The organism is Gluconacetobacter dulcium, from assembly GCF_014174165.1.
GTDB classification, from domain to species: Bacteria; Pseudomonadota; Alphaproteobacteria; order Acetobacterales; family Acetobacteraceae; genus Gluconacetobacter; species Gluconacetobacter dulcium.
In genome coordinates this window covers 65,514-85,003 of record NZ_JABEQN010000012.1, presented here as the reverse complement: position 1 = coordinate 85,003, position 19,490 = coordinate 65,514, and the positions used below count along the sequence as shown (strand labels likewise).

15 protein-coding genes are annotated in these 19,490 nt (G+C 68.3%); 11 read left to right on the top strand and 4 right to left on the bottom strand.

Features of this window, described 5'->3' with window-relative positions:
- Positions 1-53 precede the first annotated feature (53 nt).
- The 4 genes from HLH25_RS11025 to HLH25_RS11010 all read left to right on the top strand — a co-directional run bounded on the left by HLH25_RS11025 (position 54) and on the right by HLH25_RS11010 (position 4,793).
- Positions 54-1,496, top strand: coding sequence for a helix-turn-helix domain-containing protein (locus tag HLH25_RS11025; RefSeq protein ID WP_182974114.1), 1,443 nt, complete (start codon positions 54-56; stop codon positions 1,494-1,496).
- Positions 1,497-1,679: 183 nt separating this feature from the next.
- Positions 1,680-3,617: an acetate--CoA ligase gene (gene acs / locus HLH25_RS11020; RefSeq protein ID WP_182974113.1), complete on the top strand. Its 1,938-nt coding sequence runs from the start codon at positions 1,680-1,682 to the stop codon at positions 3,615-3,617.
- Positions 3,618-3,663: 46 nt separating this feature from the next.
- The gene (locus HLH25_RS11015) at positions 3,664-4,476 is read left to right on the top strand and encodes a dienelactone hydrolase family protein (protein ID WP_182974112.1); all 813 of its coding nucleotides are present in this window, start codon (positions 3,664-3,666) and stop codon (positions 4,474-4,476) included.
- A complete protein-coding gene (locus tag HLH25_RS11010) occupies positions 4,473-4,793 on the top strand; it encodes a hypothetical protein (RefSeq protein ID WP_182974111.1) in 321 nt (106 codons plus the stop codon). Before HLH25_RS11015 ends, HLH25_RS11010 begins: the two co-directional genes overlap by 4 nt.
- A 168-nt stretch (positions 4,794-4,961) precedes the next feature.
- Here HLH25_RS11010 and HLH25_RS11005 read toward each other — a convergent pair whose 3' ends face one another.
- The 3 genes from HLH25_RS11005 to HLH25_RS10995 are packed head-to-tail and all read right to left on the bottom strand — an operon-like array spanning position 4,962 to position 10,715.
- Positions 4,962-6,485, bottom strand: a complete 1,524-nt coding sequence (locus tag HLH25_RS11005; protein ID WP_182974110.1) for an efflux transporter outer membrane subunit — start codon at positions 6,483-6,485, stop codon at positions 4,962-4,964.
- Positions 6,482-9,574, bottom strand: a complete 3,093-nt coding sequence (locus tag HLH25_RS11000; RefSeq protein WP_182974109.1) for an efflux RND transporter permease subunit — start codon at positions 9,572-9,574, stop codon at positions 6,482-6,484. Before HLH25_RS11000 ends, HLH25_RS11005 begins: the two co-directional genes overlap by 4 nt.
- Positions 9,567-10,715: an efflux RND transporter periplasmic adaptor subunit gene (locus HLH25_RS10995; RefSeq protein WP_246402025.1), complete on the bottom strand. Its 1,149-nt coding sequence runs from the start codon at positions 10,713-10,715 to the stop codon at positions 9,567-9,569. Before HLH25_RS10995 ends, HLH25_RS11000 begins: the two co-directional genes overlap by 8 nt.
- 706 nt (positions 10,716-11,421) lie before the next feature.
- Between HLH25_RS10995 and HLH25_RS10990 the strand changes: the two genes are divergently transcribed.
- From HLH25_RS10990 to HLH25_RS10975, 5 genes are all read left to right on the top strand, one after another.
- The gene (locus HLH25_RS10990; protein ID WP_182974108.1) at positions 11,422-13,404 is read left to right on the top strand and encodes a M61 family metallopeptidase; all 1,983 of its coding nucleotides are present in this window, start codon (positions 11,422-11,424) and stop codon (positions 13,402-13,404) included.
- A gap of 72 nt (positions 13,405-13,476) precedes the next feature.
- The gene (locus tag HLH25_RS10985) at positions 13,477-14,103 is read left to right on the top strand and encodes a trimeric intracellular cation channel family protein (protein ID WP_182974107.1); all 627 of its coding nucleotides are present in this window, start codon (positions 13,477-13,479) and stop codon (positions 14,101-14,103) included.
- A gap of 103 nt (positions 14,104-14,206) precedes the next feature.
- On the top strand, positions 14,207-15,055 hold the full coding sequence (locus tag HLH25_RS10980) for an extracellular solute-binding protein (protein WP_182974106.1): 849 nt from the start codon (positions 14,207-14,209) through the stop codon (positions 15,053-15,055).
- A gap of 11 nt (positions 15,056-15,066) precedes the next feature.
- On the top strand, positions 15,067-15,819 hold the full coding sequence (locus HLH25_RS20280) for an ABC transporter permease (RefSeq protein ID WP_246402023.1): 753 nt from the start codon (positions 15,067-15,069) through the stop codon (positions 15,817-15,819).
- Entirely contained in the window at positions 15,740-16,804 is a 1,065-nt protein-coding gene (locus HLH25_RS10975; RefSeq protein ID WP_259657230.1) for an ABC transporter ATP-binding protein, read from the top strand. The genes HLH25_RS20280 and HLH25_RS10975 overlap by 80 nt, the downstream gene beginning before the upstream one ends.
- Positions 16,805-16,825: 21 nt before the next feature.
- Here HLH25_RS10975 and HLH25_RS10970 read toward each other — a convergent pair whose 3' ends face one another.
- On the bottom strand, positions 16,826-18,262 hold the full coding sequence (locus HLH25_RS10970; protein WP_182974105.1) for an aminotransferase-like domain-containing protein: 1,437 nt from the start codon (positions 18,260-18,262) through the stop codon (positions 16,826-16,828).
- Positions 18,263-18,423: 161 nt separating this feature from the next.
- Here HLH25_RS10970 and HLH25_RS10965 point away from each other — a divergent pair, with 161 nt between their 5' ends.
- Together HLH25_RS10965 and HLH25_RS10960 are read left to right on the top strand one after the other, a co-directional pair.
- Positions 18,424-18,588 carry a hypothetical protein gene (locus HLH25_RS10965; RefSeq protein WP_183009940.1) on the top strand — a complete coding sequence of 55 codons (165 nt, stop codon included), beginning with the start codon at positions 18,424-18,426 and terminating at the stop codon, positions 18,586-18,588.
- 32 nt (positions 18,589-18,620) lie between these two features.
- Positions 18,621-19,463, top strand: a complete 843-nt coding sequence (locus HLH25_RS10960; protein WP_182974103.1) for a PhzF family phenazine biosynthesis protein — start codon at positions 18,621-18,623, stop codon at positions 19,461-19,463.
- Positions 19,464-19,490: the final 27 nt, after the last annotated feature.

Below are 19,490 nucleotides of genomic sequence, written 5' to 3'. Positions count from 1 at the left end.
TGTAAAAACATTTACATACTGATCTGTATATTTGTAAAAACGGGTAAATAAGCATGTCCCCGACCCGCATCGGCCGCATTATCCGCCGGCTTCGGACCGAACGGTCTCTGTCGCAGCAGGCGCTGGCCGTCAGGCTGGGTATTTCGCCCAGCTATCTCAACCTGATCGAGCATGACCAGCGCAGCGTGACGGCGTCGCTGCTGATCAAGCTGACACGGGCGCTGGATGTCTCGATCGAGGCGCTGTCGGGCGTGGACGAGCAGCGGATGGAGGGGTTGCTGCATCAGGCGCTCTCCGACCCGCTGCTGGGGGCGCATGGCGTGCCGGCGCAGGAAATCGCAGCCCTGGCGGCCCAGCCGGAGGCCGCGCGGGCGGTGCTGACGCTGCATCAGGCCTTTCGCGCGGCCCATCATGACGCGACCCGGCTGATGCTGCCGACGGGCACGCGGGTCATCCTGCCGCAGGACGAGGCGCGGCTGGTGTATGACGAGCGGCTGAACCATTTCCCCCCCCTTGAAGAGATCGCCGAGCAGGTGCGCGCGGAGATGGCGCGGACGGCCCGCCTGCCCGATGGCGAGGCGGCGGCGCCCTCGGAAAGCAACCACATGATCGCGACCCGGTTGCGCCAGCATCACGGCATCGTGGTGCGCATCACCGCGCTGGACGGGGCGTTCCGCCGCTACGATCCCGACAGTCGGCTGCTGCTGCTGTCGGACCTCCTGCCGCGGGAAAGTCGGGGATTCCAGCTTGCCTTTCAACTGATGCTGCTGGAAGGGCGGGAGGTGATCGAGGCGCTGTTGCAGGAGATCGCGCCCAGCACCGAGGATGCCCGCATCGTGATCCAGATCGGGCTGGTGAATTATGCCGCCGCCGCGCTGCTGATGCCGTATTCGCCGTTTCTCGCGGCGGCGACGGCGCTGCGCTATGATCTGGATATTCTCTCGGCGCGGTTTGGTGTGTCGTACCAGCAGGCGGCGCAGCGGCTTTCGACCTTGCAGAAGCCGGGCGAGCGGGGGGTGCCGTTCTTTTTCGTGCGCACCGACCCGGCGGGCAACATGACAAAGAGTTTCTCCGCCTGCGGTTTTCCGGTGCCCCGGCAGGGGCATTCCTGCCCGCAATGGAATGCCAACACCTGTTTCGCCACCCCCGGCGCGGTGCAGGCGCAGGTGACCCAGTTTACCGACGGGCGGACGTTCCTGTGCTTCTCGCGGACGGTGTCGGGTATTTCGACCGGCTGGAACGACCTGCAACCGGTCCATGCCATCGCCATGGGGTGCGACATCACCCGCGCCTCGGAAATCGTTTATTCCGACCGGTTGAATCTTCAGGCGCCGGCGATTCCCGTCGGTATTTCCTGCCATCTGTGCGACTGGACCGAATGCCGGTCGCGCGCGCATCCGCCACTGCATCATCGTCTGGCGCTGGATATCAACCGGCGGGATGCGCTGCCCTTTACGCTCGAAACCGCGCCGGAGCGGCCGGGCGGTGGCGGATGAGCGAACGGAAACCCGCGATGAGGGCCATGAACCAACGGGGGCTTCGGATGTTTCAGCACCAGGGCATCCGGGCCTGAAATTGGGCTCGTGTAAAGGAGATAAAACTCTTATATTGAAAGATGTGCATCCCCCCAACCAAGAAATCGGTAATAGAACCGGTCAGACAGGCGGATTGAAAATACAGTGTCGAACAAAGAAATTTTCCAGATTCCGCCGTCCTTCGCCGCGCAGGCCGGCGTTGATGGTGCCCACCTGCGGCAGATGACCGCCGACGCCGCGCGCGATCCGGAACGGTTCTGGCTCGATCAGGCCGGGCGCCTGGACTGGACGCGGCGGCCCACCCTGGCCTCGGGCTCGTCCTTCGCGGATGACGTGTCGATCCGCTGGTTCGCGGATGGCAGGCTGAATGCCAGCGTCAACTGTCTGGACCGCCATCTGGCCGAACGGGGCGAGCAGATCGCGCTGATCTGGCAGGGGCAGGAGGCGTCGCAGGTCGAGCGTCTGACCTATCGCGCGCTGCATGAGCGCGTGTGCCGGATGGCCAACGTGCTGCGCGGGCTGGGGGTCGAGCGCGGCGACCGGGTGGCGATTCATCTGCCGATGGTGATCGAGGGCGTGGTGGCGATGCTGGCCTGCGCGCGGATCGGTGCCCTGCATGTGGTGCTGTTCGGCGGGTTTTCGGCCGAGGGACTGGCCGACCGGTTGAACGACAGCGGGGCGGTGGCGATCATCACCGCCGACGAGGCGCGGCGTGGCCCCAAGCGGATCGCGCTGAAGACCGTGATGGACGAGGCGCTGGCGCGCGGCGTGCCCGGCGTGCGGCATATGCTGGTGCTGTCGGTCACGGGCATCGACCTGCCGATGCAGGAGGGGCGTGACCTGGCGCTGGCGCCGCTGCTGGCGCAGGCATCGTCGGACTGCCCGCCTGCCGACATGGAAGCCGAGGACCCGCTGTTCCTGCTCTATACCTCGGGCAGCACCGGCAAGCCGAAGGGCATGGTCCATTCCACCGGCGGCTATATGGTCTGGGCCTCGTTCACCCATGAGATGGTCTTCGACCATCGGGAAGGGGACGTGTTCTGGTGCACGGCCGATATCAGCTGGATCACCGGGCACACCTATGTGGTCTACGGGCCGCTGGCCAATGGCGGCACGATCCTGCTGTTCGAGGGCCTGCCGTCCTATCCCGCGCCGGGACGGTGGTGGGAGGTGATCGACACCCACAAGGTGACCACCTTCTATACCGCGCCGACGGCCATCCGCTCGCTGATGCGTGACGACGACGCGGTGGTGAAGGGCTACGCGCTGGACAGTCTGCGCCTGCTGGGCAGCGTGGGCGAGCCGATCAGCCCCGATGCGTGGATCTGGTTCCATGAGGCGGTCGGCCGGGGGCGCTGCCCGGTGGTCGATACCTGGTGGCAGACCGAGACCGGCGGCATCCTGATCGCACCGATTCCCGGAGCGGTGCCGCAGAAGCCGGGCTCCGCCACCCTGCCGCTGCCGGGTGTGGACGCCGTGCTGCTGACGGACAAGGGCGAGGTGATCGACGGCGAAGGGGAGGGCTGCCTGTGCATCGCCCGTTCCTGGCCGGGGCAGGCGCGCACCATCTGGGGCGGGCATGAACGCTTCCGCCAGACCTATTTCAGCTTCAGCCCCGGTTATTATTTCTCGGGCGACGGGGCGCGGCGCGATGCCGACGGCTATTACTGGATCACGGGGCGCATCGACGACGTGATCAATGTCTCGGGCCATCGGATCGGCACCGCCGAGGTCGAGGATGTGGTGGCGACCGACCATCGCTTCGTCGAATGCGCGGCGGTCGGCGTGCCGCACGATATCAAGGGGCAGGGTCTGGTCGTGTTCGTGGTGGCGCGCGATGCGTCCGTGCCGGACCTGGCCGACGCCGCGTCGCTGGCGGTGACGAAAGGGATCGGGCGCTATGCGGTGCCCGAGCGGGTCTATCTGGTGCCCGACCTGCCCAAGACGCGATCGGGCAAGATCGTGCGGCGGCTGCTGCGCAAGATTGCCTGCCATGAGCTGGACGGGCTGGGCGACCTGTCGACGCTTGCCGACGCGACGATCGTGGACCGGCTGATCGCGGTGGTCGGACCGGCGAAATAATGGTGCGGGCGGGGGTGTCCCGCCCGCCGTCCAATGGAGGATGACGATGCGGCCATGGCGGCTCGCGGGCCTGTTGTGCCTGATTGCGGCGGCCCTGTTCGCCGGACAGGGTGACGCCATGGCGCGGATGGTGACGCGGCCCGTTACCTGGACCCAGGATGGCGTGCGGTTCGATAGCGTGCTGGTCTATGACGATTCGGTTCCGGGCCGTCGGCCGGGGCTGGTCATGGTGCCCAACTGGCATGGGGTGAATGCGATCGCCATCGACAAGGCGCGGATGATCGCGGGGCAGCGTTACGTCATTCTGCTGACGGACGTTTATGGTGCCTCGGTGCGCCCGGCGGATGATGCGCAGGCCCAGGCGGCGGTCAGGCCGCTGATGGCCGACCGGGCGTTGCTGCGGGCGCGAATGGCGGGGGCGCTGGCCGAATTGCGGGCGCAGGCGGCATCGGCGCCGATCGATCTTTCCCGCCTGGCGGCGATCGGGTTCTGTTTCGGCGGAACGGCGGTGCTGGACCTGGCGCGCAGCGGGGCCGAGCTGGGCGCGGTGGTGTCGTTCCATGGCGATCTGGCGACCGATGATCCTGCACTGGCGCGGGGGATCCGGGCGTCCGTGCTGGTGATGAATGGGGCGGACGATCAGTGGACGATGCCCGACGTTCCGGCCTTTCTGCGGGAGATGAGCCAGACGCCCACGGCCTGGCAGTTCGTGGCGATCGGCCATGCGGTGCATTGCTTTACCGAGACCGAGGCCACCACGCCGAAGGGGCCATGCCGGTACGATGCCGATGCGGCCGAGCAGTCTTACGCCCTGATGCGTGGCTGGCTGGCGACGCATCTCGTGGGGGCGGCACGGTGAGGATGTCGTCCGCCCGGCTGGCCGCCCTGATCGTGGGGCTGGCAGGGGGGCCGTGGGGAGCGGCGGCGTGGTCGCAGGCCTATCCTGGCGGCGCGGGCCTTCCGCCGGGCGTGTTCATGCCGGGGGCGGGCGTGGCGTCGGCCGCCGACCAGGCGCGGCGGCAGGCGGCGGCGGAGACCGCGATCAGGCAGCAGGATCTCGCCGCCCGCACCCGCCAGCAGCAGGCGATTGCGCGCGATCAGGCGGCGCTTGATGCCGCGCGCGGGCAGCGTGGCGCGTCGTCTCCGCCGACGCCGGAACAATGGCAGCGCGAGTAGGCGTTGCGGAATGACATCGATCGGCGGATCGCGGTGCAGCGCCGAGGCGTGACCGTGGCGCCGACCGGGCCGGGCGGATGGATCATGCGGGACGGGGAAGGAACGACCCGGGGCGTGTGCCGCGAGATCGGCGGCGTTCTGACCTGTTAAGAGGGGCGGCCCGTCGCCTTATGGCGGCCAGCCGCCATGGGCGGGTGGGGCGTCGTGGCGGTTCCACCAGCCGCCGCCGAGCGACTGGAACAGGCCGGCGGTGTCGGACAGGCGGGCCGCGCGGGCCTGTGCCAGGGTGACGCGGGCCTGGAGCGTGGTCTGGGTGGCCAGCAGCATGTCCACCCGCGAGGCGTCGCCGTAGGCGAGGCGCGCGCGGGCGATGTCGAGGCTGCGCGTGGCCGCGCGTTCGGCTTCGCTGTCGGCGACCAGGGCCGTGGCATCGGCGCTGACGGCGTTGAGGCTGTCCGTGACGTCCTGCACGGCGGCGACGACGGCGGAGCGGTATTCGGCCGCGGCCTGTTCGTACTGCGCGCGGGCGGCGCGTTCCTGATGCATCAGTTGCCCGCCCTGGAACAGGGGCTGGGAGAGCATGCCGGCGACCATCCACTGGCCGTAGCCGGGGACGAACAACTGGCCGATCGAGGCTGCCGCCAGGCCCGGCTGGGCGCTGAGTTGCAGGTTGGGCAGGCGGTTGGCGATGGCGACGCCCACTTGCGCGCAGGCGGCGTGCCAGCCGGCTTCGGCCACCTTGACGTCCGGCCGCTGGTCGATCAGCCGGGCCGGCAGGCTGACGGGCAGGTCCTGGGGCAGGGTGAAGCCGTCCAGCGTGAAATCGGGCGTGGGCGCGTCGGGCATGTCGCCGGCCAGGGCGGCGATCTGGTCATGCTGCTGCGACAGTTGCTGGCGCAGGGGCACCAGGGTGGCTTCGTCCTGCGCAAGCTGGGCGCGCTGCTGGGCCAGGTCGGCGTCGGACATCTGCCCCAGGGCGATCTGGCGCGTGGCGGATTCCAGGATCTGGCGCTGGCTGGAGATGACGTCCTGCACCGTGTCGACCTGCGCGCGCAGCCCGGCGTAGGCGATGGCCGCCTGGACCAGTTCGCCGGTCAGGGTCAGGTAGGCGGCTTCGAGCTGATAGCGTTCGGCGTCGCGCTGGGCGCCCGAGGCTTCGATCCCGCGTCGCAGGCCGCCCCAGATATCGGCCTGGTAGGAGATGTTCAACTGCGCCGTGTGGACGGTGTACAGCCAGCGATTGCTGTTGGGCACCGGCGAGTAGGTGCGCGAGGTCTTGAAGCGTGCCGGATTGAAGCTGGCCGAGATGTTGGGATACAGCACCCCCGCCTGGGCGGCGCGGTTTTCCTGCGCCACGCGCAGCGCGTGGCGTGCGGCCTCCAGGTCCGGGCTGTTGGCCAGCGCGTGCCGGACCAGACGGTCCAGCGCCGGGGAGTGGAACAGTTCCCACCACCGGGCGGGGATGTCGGCGCCGGGGTGGAAGGTCTGGGCCTGCCCGTCCGCCCCCGCCGTGCCGTCGGTGCGCGTGGGGCGGCCCGCCTGCGCGAACTGCGTCGCGGGGGCGGAGGGGTGGTGGAAGTTCGGTCCGACCGCGCAGCCGCCCAGGTCCGCCAGCAGCGCGAGCGCGCCGGCACCGCACAGCAGGCGCCGGCAGCGGCCCGAAACCGGGGCGCGCGCAGGAAAGGCGGTCATGCCGGGTCTCCCTTCCGGCGCGGGGCGCGGCGCGCCTGCCAGGCTTCCAGCTCGCAATAATAGGTGGGCAGGATGAATAGCGTCAGCAGGGTGGCGATGCCCAGCCCGCCGACGACGACCGTGGCGAGGCCACGCTGGACATCGGTGCCGATACCCGTGGCCAGGGCCGCGGGCAGCATGCCCATGCTGGCGACGGTGGCCGTCATCAGCACGGGGCGGAACCGCTCGCCGGCCCCTTCCAGCACCGCGTCGCGCAGGGGCATGCCTTCGTCGCGCAGCCGGTTGATGGCCGAGATCATGATGATGCCGTTCTGGATCGCGACGCCGAACAGGGCGATGAAGCCGACGGCGGTGGCGATGTTCAGCGTCTCGCCCCGCAGGTTCAGGGCCACCAGGCCGCCCAGCGTGGCCATGGGCACCACCGCCAGCACCAGGAACGCCTGGCGCAGGCAGCCGAACTGGCTGAACAGCAGGACCAGCATGACGCAGAACATGATGGCAAGCGCCACGCTCAGCCGGGCCTCCGCGCGTTCCTCCTGCTGGAAGGTGCCGGCCCATTCCAGCCGGTAGCGCGCGGAGTCGAAATGCACCTGCGCGGCGATGCGGCCCTGGGCATCGGCGAGATACTGCGACAGCGGGCGCTGGCCATTATCGACGCGGATGGTGATCTGCCGGTGGTTCATCTCGTGCGCGATGTTCGCCTCGCCGGTCTGGAGCGCAATGTGGGCGACCAGTCCGAGCGGAATGCGCGCGCCGTTCAGGCCCGTGAGCGGAATCTGGCGGATGGCCGGCAGGTCGTTGTTCAGGCGCCGCTGCATGTGCGCGGTCATGGCGTAGATGCGGTCGCCCACATAGACCTGCCCCACGGCGGCATCGCCGACCATGTTCTGGACCGCGTTCATGATATCCGTGCCGTTGACGCCGTAGCGGGCCGCCGCTGCCCGGTCGACCGTGATATCCATTTGCGGAATCTCGGGTTCCTGGAAGATCGAGGCGTCGGCGGTGCCGGGGACCTGATGCAGGATGGACACGATATGGGTGCCGATCCGGCGCAGTTCCTTCAGGTCGTCGCCATAGACGCGCAGGACCAGCGGGCTGTGCGCGCCGCCGACCAGATCGTTCATGTTGTCGGCGATCGGCTGGCTGATGCCGAAGGTGATGCCGGGAATCTGCGCCAGCCGGTCATGCAGGCGGTTGATGAACGCCACGCGGGTTTCGCCGTGCGGCCAGGTTTTGTAGGGCGTGAGGCCGACCGGGGCCTCGATATGCGAGGGGCTCCACGGGTCTGTGCCTGAATCGTTGCGGCCGATCTGCGTCGCCACGAAACTGGTCTCGGGGAAGGCACGGATCGCGTCGCGGATCTCGTCGGCCATCGCGCTGGCCTTTTCCAGCGACAGGCCCGAGGGAAGCTGGATCTGTAGCCACAGCGCGCCTTCGTCGAGATCGGGCAGGAACTCGCGCCCCGTGCGCGCGCCCAGCCAGACCACCAGGCAGAAGGCGATCGCGCCGCCCAGATAGGCTGCCCACGGCCGGTCCACCATATGGCCTAGGCCCCGGTGGTAGGCATGGTGCAGCTTTTCCAGCGGCACGTTGTGATACAGGCGGTGCGGCTTGCGCATGGCCAGATAGGCCAGTGCGGGCGTAAGCGTCGTGGCGCAGAGCAGGGCGCCCAGCAGGGCGAAGCTGACGGTGAAGGCCATCGGCCGGAACAGGCGGCCTGCCGCGCCTTCGAAGGCGAAGAGCGGGCCGTAGGCGATGATGATGATCAGGGTCGCGAAGACGATTGCCTTGCCCACATGCCGTGTCACGGCAAGGATGTCGCCCTCGTCCATCTTGTGGTCCGGCCGTTCCTCGCGGATGCGCAGGATGGCCTCGGTCACCACGATGGCGCCGTCGACGATCACGCCGAAATCGATGGCCCCGAGCGAGAACAGGTTGGCCGGCATGTGCAGCAGGTGCATCAGCACGAAGACGGTGGCCAGCGCCAGCGGAATGGTGACGGCGGCGACGATCGCGCTGCGCGGGCTGCCCAGGAACAGGACCAGGATCAGGAAGACCAGGCTCACGCCCTCGATCACCGTGTGGGTGACCTTGTCGGTCGTGGTCCGCACCAGGCTGTCGCGGTCGATGATCGGCACGATCCTGACGCCCGAGGAGGCCAGCCGGAGTTGAAGCCGGGTGATCGTGTCATGCAGGTCCTGCAGCACCAGCGACGGGTTCTGCCCGCTGAGCATCGTGACGATGCCCTCGATCGTATCCGAGTTGCCGTTCAGGCCCAGGATGCCCTCGCGCACCTGATGGCCCAGTTGCAGCTCGCCCAGATCGCGGATCAGGACCGGCACGCCGTTGCGCTGGGTCACCGCGATGGCGCCCATGTCCCCGAGCGTATGGACCATGCCGACCCCGCGCACGACATAGGATTGATCGCCGCGCGTGATGCGGCCGCCGCCGCCATTGGCATTGTTGGCCTGAAGGGCGGCGATCACGTCATTGACGCCGACGGCGTAGCGGAACAGGGCCTGCGGATCGAGGACGATCTGGTACTCGATGGTGAAGCCACCGAAATTATTGACCGCCGCGACACCGGGCACCTGTTCCAGGGCCGGGATCACGATCCATTTCTGGATATCGGACAGTTCCATCAGGTTCCGGCCGTCGGATTGCAGCGTGTAGCGGTAGATTTCGCCCGATGGGCCGGTGATCGGCCCCATCGTCGGGACGACGCCCGTGGGCAGCGCGGCCTGTGCGAGCTGCTCCGACACATGCTGGCGCGCGGTGTTGACGTCGGTGCCGTCCTTGAAGATCAGGGTGATCAGCGACAGGCCGAAAGTCGAACTGGAGCGGCTGTCGACCAGCCCCGGCGTGCTGGCCAGCAGGCGCTCCAGCGGGACCGTGACTTCCTGTTCGATCTCCTCGGCGGCGAGGCCGGGTACCTGGCTCGTGATCTGGACGTTGACCGCGCCCAGGTCGGGGTAGGCCTCGACCGGGATCTGATGCCAGGCGATCGCGCCCAGGGTCATCAGGATCATCATGGCGGCGAAGACGATGCGCCGTTGCTGCAGGCAGGCGGCGATAAAGCGGTTAATCATCGTTCAGCAGCACCGCGCCCTGGGTCACGACGCGGTCGCCGGCCGAAAGGCCGGACGTGACCTCGCACAGGTCGCCGTCGTCATAAATGATCTCGATATCGCGCCGCCTGTAGGCATGGGGCGCGACTTCGACGAACACCGTCACGGTGTCGTTGTTCATCAGCAGCGCCGATTGCGGGACCATGATGCGCGGTGGCTGCGGGCTCAGGATGGTCACGGTGGCGAACATGCCGGGCTTCAGCGTGTCATCGTCATTGGCCAGCACCACCCTCGCCTGGAGCGTGCGGGTATCGGGATGCAGCACCGGCTCGATCGCCGCGATCGTGCCATGCGTCGTCCGGCCCGGCAGGGCGGGAAAGGTGATATCGACCGCCTGCCCGGTATGGACGGTATTGGTCAGGTTTTCCGGCACGGCGGCGACGGCCCAGACCTGTTGCGTGCCGGTGACCGTCATCAGCGGTGCCGTCGGGTCGGTGACGAAGGCACCGGGGGCGGTGTTGACCGCCGAAACCGTGCCGTCGATCGGCGTGGTCAGCCGGATCACGCCGCCCTGTCCGGGCTGGGCGCGCAGGGCGGCCAGCCGCGCGGTGGCACGGTCGTCTTCCGCCTGGGCCTGGAGCCACGCGCTGCGGGCGGCTTCCACATCGCGGGTGGCGGCGCCGCCGGCGCTGGCGACGCCCTGGGCGCGCAGCAGGGCGCGCCGCGCATAGTCCAGCCCCGCGCGGGCCTTCGCGGCGTCGGTCGTGGCCAGGGCCATGTCGCCCGAGGCCAGTTCGGCAAGGACCTGGCCGCGCGTCACATGGTCGCCGGCGGTGACCGGCAGGCTGAGGGTCGCGCCGGCAACCGGCGTCATGACCGAAACAGACTGCGACGGCTCGGCACGGATTTCGCCGGGCACCGGAATCGTGCGGCTGGGCGAGGCGAGCGTGACGGAGTTGACGGACAGGCGGGCCGCCAGCGGCGAATCCGCCGCGACCGTCAGCAGGCCATGGTCGTTGCGTACCATGGCCGAAGCCATGGCGGACGTTGCGACCCCGGACAGGATGGCGCAGGCCAGGAGACCGCCCCCCAGCAGACGCGCGGCGCGACCGGATGATCGGGGGGGGGGCGGCGAAGGTGTCACGGGCGCGATCTGGTGCATGGGCCTGAGCCTGAGGTCCTGGAGAATAAGGAGGCATCCAACCCCAACGAGGGCCAGGACGGAACCGATTCTGAACGAGAAGATGTTACGGGAACGCAGGTACGGGGAGGCTGGGGCCGGTGCCGCGTGCTGCCACTAGCGACGATCCCGATCCTTGTCCATGGGCGCGCGGGAGGGGCCGCCTTGCGGGCAGGGAAGCCCGTAGCGGGCGCGAAACGGGGTTGTCGCCCGGCGAGGAAGACGGGTGCCGGAAAGACGGTACGCGCCGTGCCCGCCGTGGGGAAAAGGGAGCCGGCCGCGCGGGGAAAAACGGGATGTGGGAGAGAGGAAAGGAAAACATATGTCTGTATCAGGTCTGGCACGGCGTTTTCTTTTGTATCGGGCCGATCCGGCCGATGCGCGGCCAGGAGGGACGGGCACGACAGGCACGTATGACGATCGATAAAATATTACAAATTTTTTCAAAACCATATCGATAAGATGATCGTTATTTAATATTTTCTCGCGAGAGAATACGGAATTCGTATATGTCATGAAAATTTCACAGGCATTTCAGGGCTCTCCGGATGAGACCCGCCTGTGGGTCGGGCCGCGCGCCGGCCGGTGGCGTGACGGACAGCGTATTTCATGTCATTGCGGAATGTGATCGCCGGGCCTGTGACCCGGCACTGCATGCGATTTCCCGAAATTTTGAAAGGTTGTCCATTTGCGTCCGCTTTCCAAACGCATTCTCGCCCTTTCCTTGTCCACGGCCCTGGCCTCGGTCGGCCTGGTGGGGCTGTCGCAGAGCGCGGGGGCGGCTGACAGCCAGCCCCAGCCGGAGCCTCTGCCGCTGCCCGATTCCATCCCGGCGCCGCGGGACGTGCCGTTCGGCGGCACCATCCGGCTGTCGGTCGATGCCACCGACCTGGCGCGGCATATCATGACCGTGCACGAGACCGTGCCGGTGCCGGCCGCGCTGGCGGCGACCGGCGGCGACCTGCCGCTGTTCTACCCGATGTGGCTGCCGGGCGATCATTCGCCGACCGGTGCGCTCGACCAGTTCGGCGGTCTGGTGGTGAAGGCCGGTGGGGTGACGCTGCCGTGGCTGCGCGACAACGTGACGGTCAGTGCCTTCCATATCCCCGTGCCCAAGGGCGCGCATACGGTGGATGTGTCGTTCCAGCTTCTGTCGCCGGTTTCGCGCGAGGAAGGGCGCGTGGTGATGACGCCCGAGATGCTGAACGTGCAGTGGAATGCGGTGGCGCTCTATCCGGCCGGGTATTTCACGCGCCAGATCCCCGTCGAGGCCAGCCTGCGCCTGCCCACGGGCTGGCAGTACGGCACGGCACTGCGCGCGCAGGGCAAGGCCGGCGATGTCGTGACCTTCAAGCCGGTGCCGTTCAATACGCTGGTGGATTCCCCGCTGTTCGCCGGGCGGTATTTCCGCCGCATCGACCTGGCGCCGGGTGCCGCCGTGCCGGTGGCGCTGAACCTGGTGGCGGACAAGCCGGGGGAACTGGAGGTGAGCGATGCCCAGATCGCGGCGCATCGCGCGCTGGTGACGCAGGCGAACCTGCTCTATGGCTCGCATCATTACGATCATTATGACTTCCTGCTCGCGCTGACCGAGGAACTCGGCGGGATCGGGCTGGAGCATCACCAGTCGAGCGAAAACAGCGGCCCGCGCGGCTATTTTACCGAATGGGACAAGACGTTCGCGACGCGCGACCTGCTGGCGCACGAATACACCCATTCGTGGAACGGCAAATACCGCCGGCCGGCCGGCCTGTGGGCGCCGAACTTCAATACCCCCCAGCGTGGGACGGGCCTGTGGGTCTATGAAGGGCAGACCCAGTATTGGGGGTATGTCCTGGCGGCGCGTGCGGGCCTGATGACGGCACCGCAGGTGATCGAGGCGCTGGCCGAGGTGGGCGCGGTGTATGACACGCGCCGTGGACGCACCTGGCGGCCGCTGATCGATACGACGAACGATCCGGTGATCGCGCGGCGCGCGCCGCTGTCTTGGCGGAGCTGGCAGCGCAGCGAGGATTATTATTCCGAAGGCCAGCTCATCTGGCTGGATGCCGATACGCTGATCCGCCAGCTTTCCGGCGGCAAGCATTCGCTGGACGACGTGGCGCGCCATTTCTTCGGCACCAATGACGGCAGCTTCATCACCAGCACGTACGAGTTCGACGACGTGGTGAAGGCGCTGAACGACATCCAGCCCTATGACTGGGCGACGTTCCTGCGCAAGCGGCTGGACGAGACCTCGGAGCACGCACCGCTGGACGGGTTCACGCGCGGTGGGTACCGGCTGGTCTATACCGATCAGCCCAACAAATATGTCGGGTCGTTCGCCAGCGTGCGGCATGTCGAGGATTTCGCCTTCTCGCTGGGGCTTACCATCGGCAAGGGCGGCGCGCTGGGCAATGTGGAATGGGGCAGCCCTGCCTGGCAGGCCGGCATAACCCGCGATGCGAAGGTGATCGCGGTGAATGGCGAGGCGTATGACCCCGAGGTGCTGCGCGAGGCGATCGTCGACGCGAAGGACGCGCATGCCGCGCCGATCGCGCTGCTGTTGCAGGAAGGCGATCGGTATGTGACGGTCTCGGTCCCGTATCATGGCGGGCTGCGCTATCCGCATCTGGAGCGGGTGGAGGGCAAGCCGGACATGCTGGCCGCTATCCTGGCGCCGCGTCACTGAGGACTGGAGGGGGGAGGCTGATGCGCGTGCGTTTCGGCTTCCCGCCGCCGGGTGGGGCTAGCGGATTCTGACATGCGTCCGACCCTGGCCTCGGTCGTTCTGGTTGCCGATCTGACGGGAACCTTGGTGTTCGCCGCCGAAGGCGCGATGGTGGCGTCCGCGCGCCATCTCGATCTGTTCGGCATCATGGTGCTGGCCTGCGTGGTCGCGTTGGGCGGCGGCATGATCCGCGACGTGCTGATCGGTGCCGTGCCGCCCAGTGCGATCCGCGACTGGCGCTATCCGGCGCTGGCCTTCCTGACCGGGTTGATGGTGTTTCTCCTCCCGCCCGCGCTACGGCTTGCGCCGGGGGGATCGGTGCTGGCGGTGCTGGATGCCGCCGGCCTGTCGCTGTTTGCCGTCGCGGGGGCCGAGAAGGCCCTGTCGCGCGGTGTCGGCGCGCTGGGGGCGGCGCTGATGGGCATGGTAACGGCGGTGGGTGGCGGCGTGATGCGCGACCTGCTGCTGGCGCGCGTGCCGCTGATCCTGGTTTCGGACATCTATGCCACCGCCGCGCTGGCTGGCGCGGCGGTGGTCGTCGCCAGCCGGCGGCTGGCCGTGCCGGTGGCCTGGGGGGCCGTGGCGGGCGGGCTGGTCTGTTTCGGCCTGCGGCTCATGGCCCTGCGGTATGGCTGGAACCTGCCGGGCGTCGCGCGCTGAGGCTGCCTTACGTTTCCGGTCATGATCGGAGCTTTTGAAACAGTCTCTTGTAAATCCAAGCCCGGTGGTATGCTGTCTTCCGCGTGAACAGGCGGGAGAGAGAATGCGACGTCGGACAATGCTGTTGGGGGCGGCGATGCTCCCCGTTCCGGCAAGGGCTTGGGCGTGGGACGGTCGGACGGTGGACGTGCTGTATGCCGGTTCGCTGCTGAAGCTGATGGAACGGGGCGTCGCCCCGGCTTTCGACGCGATCGGCGACGATATCTTTCGCGGCTATGCGGGCCCGTCGGGTGCCCTTGTGCATCAGATCCGGGGTGGGCTGCGGCGGGGCGATGTGTTCATCAGCGCCGATCCGGCCCTGAACGGCCGGCTGGGCGACCTGGTGTGCTGGTTTATCATCTTCGCGCGCTCGCCGCTGGTGATCGGGTACAATCCGCAGAGTCCCATCGTCGACGCCTTGCAGACACGGCCCTGGTACGAGGTCCTGCAATTGCCCGGCGTCCGGATCGGCCGGACCGACCCGGCGCTGGACCCGAAAGGGGCGCTGACCGTCCATATGTTGCAGCAGGCCGAAGCGTTCTACCATCAGCCTGGCCTGGCGGCGCGGATCATGGGCTCTGACCGGTCCGGGCAGGTACGGCCGGAGGAGAGCCTGGTCGGGCGCCTGCAATCGGGACAGATCGATGTCGGTTTCTTCTATGCGATGGAAACCGCCGACATGCAGATCCCGAGCATAGAACTGCCGCCGGAACTGGCGCTGGCGGCCCGGTATTCGGTCACGATCCTGAAGGATGCGCCGAACCCCGATGGGGCGGCGCGGTTCGTTGCCTTCCTGCTGGGCAAGGAGGGGAGCGCGGTTCTGCGGCAGCATGGGCTGGAGAAGATGGTGCCGGTTCTTGTGGGAGATGACAGGACGCTGCCCGCGCTGGTGCGGCCGGTCATTCGTCCCTGACGGCGCGCGGCATGCGGCCCATGCCCGGTGCGGTAAAGGGGCTGGCCTGCCTTCTATGCCTGTGGCTGCTGGCACCCTTCGTGGCGGGCATGGTGCGGCTGGGCGACGCAGACTGGGCCGGCGTGGATCGCGCTGGACTGGCCCGGGCCGCCGGCGTGTCGATGGCCAGTGCCGGGGTGGCGACGCTGCTGATCGGGCTGTTCGGCATTCCGCTGGGGTATGTGCTGGCGCGGGGGCGCGGCTGGTGGACGGTGTGGCTGGGCGGGGTGGTGCAGTTGCCGCTCGCCCTGCCGCCGCTGGCCGGCGGCGTGCTGCTGCTGTTTCTGCTGGGTTATGGCGGGCCGCTGGGCGGGCTGGGGCTGAGCGAGCATTTTGCCGGCATCGTCGCGGCCGAGATGTTCGTCGCGGCGCCGTTCCTGATCATCGCCGCCCGTTCGGCCTTCGCGGCGGTCGATCTTGGCCGGGCTGGTTATGGCGTGGCTGCGGGCCTTTGGCGAATTCGGCGCGACGGTGATGCTCGCCTATCATCCTTACTCCCTGCCGGTCTTTACCTATGTCGCGTTCGGCGAGGCGGGATTGCCGGCCATGTTGCCGGTTCTGGCGCCGACCCTGCTGCTGGCCGGGCTGGCAATGGCGGCGGGGCACTGGCTGACGCGACCCGTCGCCCGTGGTGCCGCGCCCCGCATGGCCACGTTGCCGCTTCTGGCCGCGCGGGAGGGGGTGGAGGCACCACCGCGCCATCTGGCGCTGGCGATCCGCCGTGACCTGCCGGGTTTTACCTTGGACGTGAGGCTGGAAAGCCGGGCGCGGCGCATTGCCATCCTCGGGCCGTCCGGATCGGGAAAATCGATGACCCTGCGGGCCATCGCGGGGTTGGAGGATGTGGCGGGGACGGTGCGGCTGGATGGAAGCGACCTGTCGCCGCTGCCGCCCGAGCAGCGTGCGGTTGCCTATGTGCCGCAAGGTTATGCCTTGCCGGCGCATCTGACGGTGGCGCGGCAGGTGACGTTCGCGACCGATTGCGTGCCGGAGCGGGCGGCGGCCTGGATGGGCGCGCTGGGGCTTGAGGGTGTGTCGGGGCGATATCCGGCCGAACTCTCCCCCGGCCAGCGTCAGCGGGTGGCCCTGGCGCGGGCATTGTCGCGGTGCCGTGTGGACCTGGTGCTGCTGGACGAACCGTTTTCGGCGCTGGATGCCCCCTTGCGCACGCGGCTGCGGCGGGAGGTTCTGGCCGTGCTGCGCGGCATGGAGGTGGTAACGGTGCTGGTGACCCATGACCCTGCGGAGGCGCTGGCCATGGCGGAGGAACTGGTGCTGCTCGATGCCGGCCGCGTGATCCGTGCCGGACCGACCGCTGATGTGTTCGCCCGGCCGGGTAGCGAACTGGCCGCCCGTCTGCTGGGCGCCGAGGCGATCGGCGACGGGACGATGCTGCCGGACGGACGGATCGACGTGGGGCAGGGCGTGACGCTGCTGGCGCGGCATCCGGACGGGGAGGGAACGGATCTGCCGCCGCCGGGGACGCGGGTGCGTTGGTCGGCGCGGCCATACCAGATCCGGGTGGCGGACGATGGCGCCTGCCCGGCCCGTATCCTGTGGCGGGGCGAGGTGCGCGACGGCCAGCGCCCGATGGGGCTGCGTCTGGGGGATGCCGAACTGGAGATCGTGGCCGATCCGTCCTGCGCGGCGGATGGCGCTTGCCGGGTGAGCATCGACCCACGCTGTCTTCAGGTGTGGCCGGCGGCCTGATGTCCGGCTCCTGGAGGCGGATCAGATGATGCCGCGGGCCTCGCTGATCGCGGGTTCGTGGATGGCGTCGCGCACGATGTGCAGCGCCCGCTCCAGGGTCGGTCGGTCGTCCGGAGCGCCGAGGCAGATTCTGAGGCCGGACTCGGCGTCACGGGACACGCAGCAGGCTTCGGGCGGCGTGAGGTCCACCCCGGCGCGCAGGGCGTGGTTCAGGGTGCGCTGGGCCGCCAGTGGGGAGAGCGGCACCCAGACATGGGGCGAACGCGCCGCGCCGGGACTGTCCATGGCAGGCCCCAGGATCTGGCGTGCCATCGCCAGCCGTGCGGCGGCTTCGGCCTGGACCGCGTCGGCGACGGCGTCGGCGGTGCCGTCCGCCACCCAGCGCGCGAAGATCATGCCGCCGAGTGCCGGCGGGCAATAGCCCAGCGCGCGGATGCCGCGCATGATCCGCTCGCGCGCCACATTGGGCGGCAGGGTCACGAACGCCAGGCGGAAGCCCGGACAGACCCCCTTGGAAATGCTGGCGAGATAGACCGTGCGTTCCGGCGCGATGGCGGCGAGGGGCGGCGGGCGGTCGGCCGGATCGGCGTAGAGATAGTAGGCGTCGTCTTCGAAGAGCGTCAGGTCGTGCTGCCGGGCAACCCGTGCGATGTCCTGCCGCCGGGACAGGCTCATCGTCCGGCTGGTGGGGTTTTGCAGGGTCGGCACCGTGAACAGGACGCGGGCACGGGTTTCCAGCGCGGCGCGTTCCAGCGCGGACGGGATCAGCCCTTCCTCGTCCATCGCCACGCCGCGCAATGTCAGGCCCATATGTTCGGCGGCGGTGCGGGCGCCGTAGAAGGTGGCGGACTCGCACAGCACGGTGTCGCCGGGCCGGCAGAGCGAGGACAGCACCAGCGTGATCGCGTGCTGGCCGCCATTGCACTGGATCAGGTCCGCCGGGTCGCATGCCAGACCGTAGCGGCGCGCCAGCCACGCCGCCCCGGCTTCGCGCACCGAGCGCAGGCCGCTGGCCTGGATATATTGGACGGCGGGTTCCAGTTGCCCGCTGGCGGCCAGATCCGCGACCGCGCGTTCCAGTGCCCGGGACAATCCGACACGCGGCGGGATGTTGCAGCGCAGGTCGATGCCGGTGCCCTGCGGGCCGGTTGCCTTGGCTTCGGAGGCGGAAGCCACCGAGTCGAAGCTGGTAGCGATCGCGATATCGGGGCTCGTTCCACGAATGAAGGAGCCTCGGCCGACATGGGCCAGCAGCAGGCCGCGTCGCTCGGCCTCGGCATAGGCTTTGGTCACGGTACCGACGCTGAGCCCGAGGGTATGGGCCAGGTCGCGCTGGGGCGGCAGGCGACCGCCTGCCGGCAGGATGCCGGCCGCGATATCCCGTTCCAGCGCGTCGGTCAGCCGGGCATAGAGCGGGCCGGGTGAAGGCGGAATGTCGGGGCGCCAGATTTGGGTCATTTGTCCTGCCGTGAACGGTGCGATCGGATTGAACTAGGACAATATAACGATTGACCCTCGATAATCCTAGAACAAAACTACAGAAATGAAGAGGAACTCAATATTGTAATAGTACAATGTGTGGGACGGAGGGCCTCTTCGTGCGTGAGAGAGGACGATTGATGATGGTCATCGCAGCAAAGGAAGCGCGATCCGCCCGGAATCCGGTCCAGCCGTTCCGGCGGCCCGGGGAGGGCAGGATCTGGTGTCACGTCGAAGCGGCCGGGATCGGGCTGATCATCGCGCTGGGGCTGATCCTGTTACTGACGCTGCATGGAGCGGCGTGAGGAATGATCGTGGGAATTCGGAGAAAGAACTGATGACGACATATATCTTTCATCAGGTTGACGTCTTCGCGGCGGCGCCGCTGAAGGGGAATCCTCTGGCCGTCGTCGCGGGGGCTGACGGGCTGGACGACGGGCAGATGGCGGCCTTCGCGAACTGGATGAATCTGAGCGAGACGACCTTTCTGCTCAAGCCCACGCAGCCCGGTGCCGATTACCGGGTGCGGATCTTCACGCCGGAGACGGAGTTGTCGTTCGCCGGTCATCCGACCCTCGGGTCGTGTCATGTCTGGCTGGCCATGGGCGGTGTGCCGCAGGGGCGCGATGTGGTGCAGGAATGCGGTGCCGGCCTGGTGACGGTGCGTCGCGATGCTGACGGATTGGCCTTCGCCGCGCCGCCCCTGCGTCGGGCGGGGCCGGTCGATGCGGCGGATCTGGCGGTCGTCACGCGCGGGCTGGGCCTGTCGCCCGATCGGGTGGTGGCCGCGAACTGGGTGGATAACGGCCCCGGCTGGGTCGGCCTGATGGTGGGCGACCGGGAGGAGCTTCTGGCGCTTCGGCCTGATTCGCAGGCGCTGGCGGGCTGGGACGTGGGCGTGGTCGCGCCCTGGAATCCGGAGTGCGATGGGGATGGGGCCAGCTTCGAGGTGCGGGCTTTTACCGGCGGGGCCGCGGTTTTCGAGGACCCGGTGACCGGCAGCCTGAATGCGGGGCTGGCCAAGTGGCTGATCGGTACCGGTCTGGCGCCGCAATCCTATATCGCCAGCCAGGGCACGGTGCTGGGGCGGATGGGGCGCGTGCGGGTGGCGCGGGACGAGGCGGGAATCTGGATCGGCGGTGCGACCGTGACCCGGATCAGCGGACAGGTTGCGCTATAGTTTCATGAGAGGGTTTTGGAAAAGATG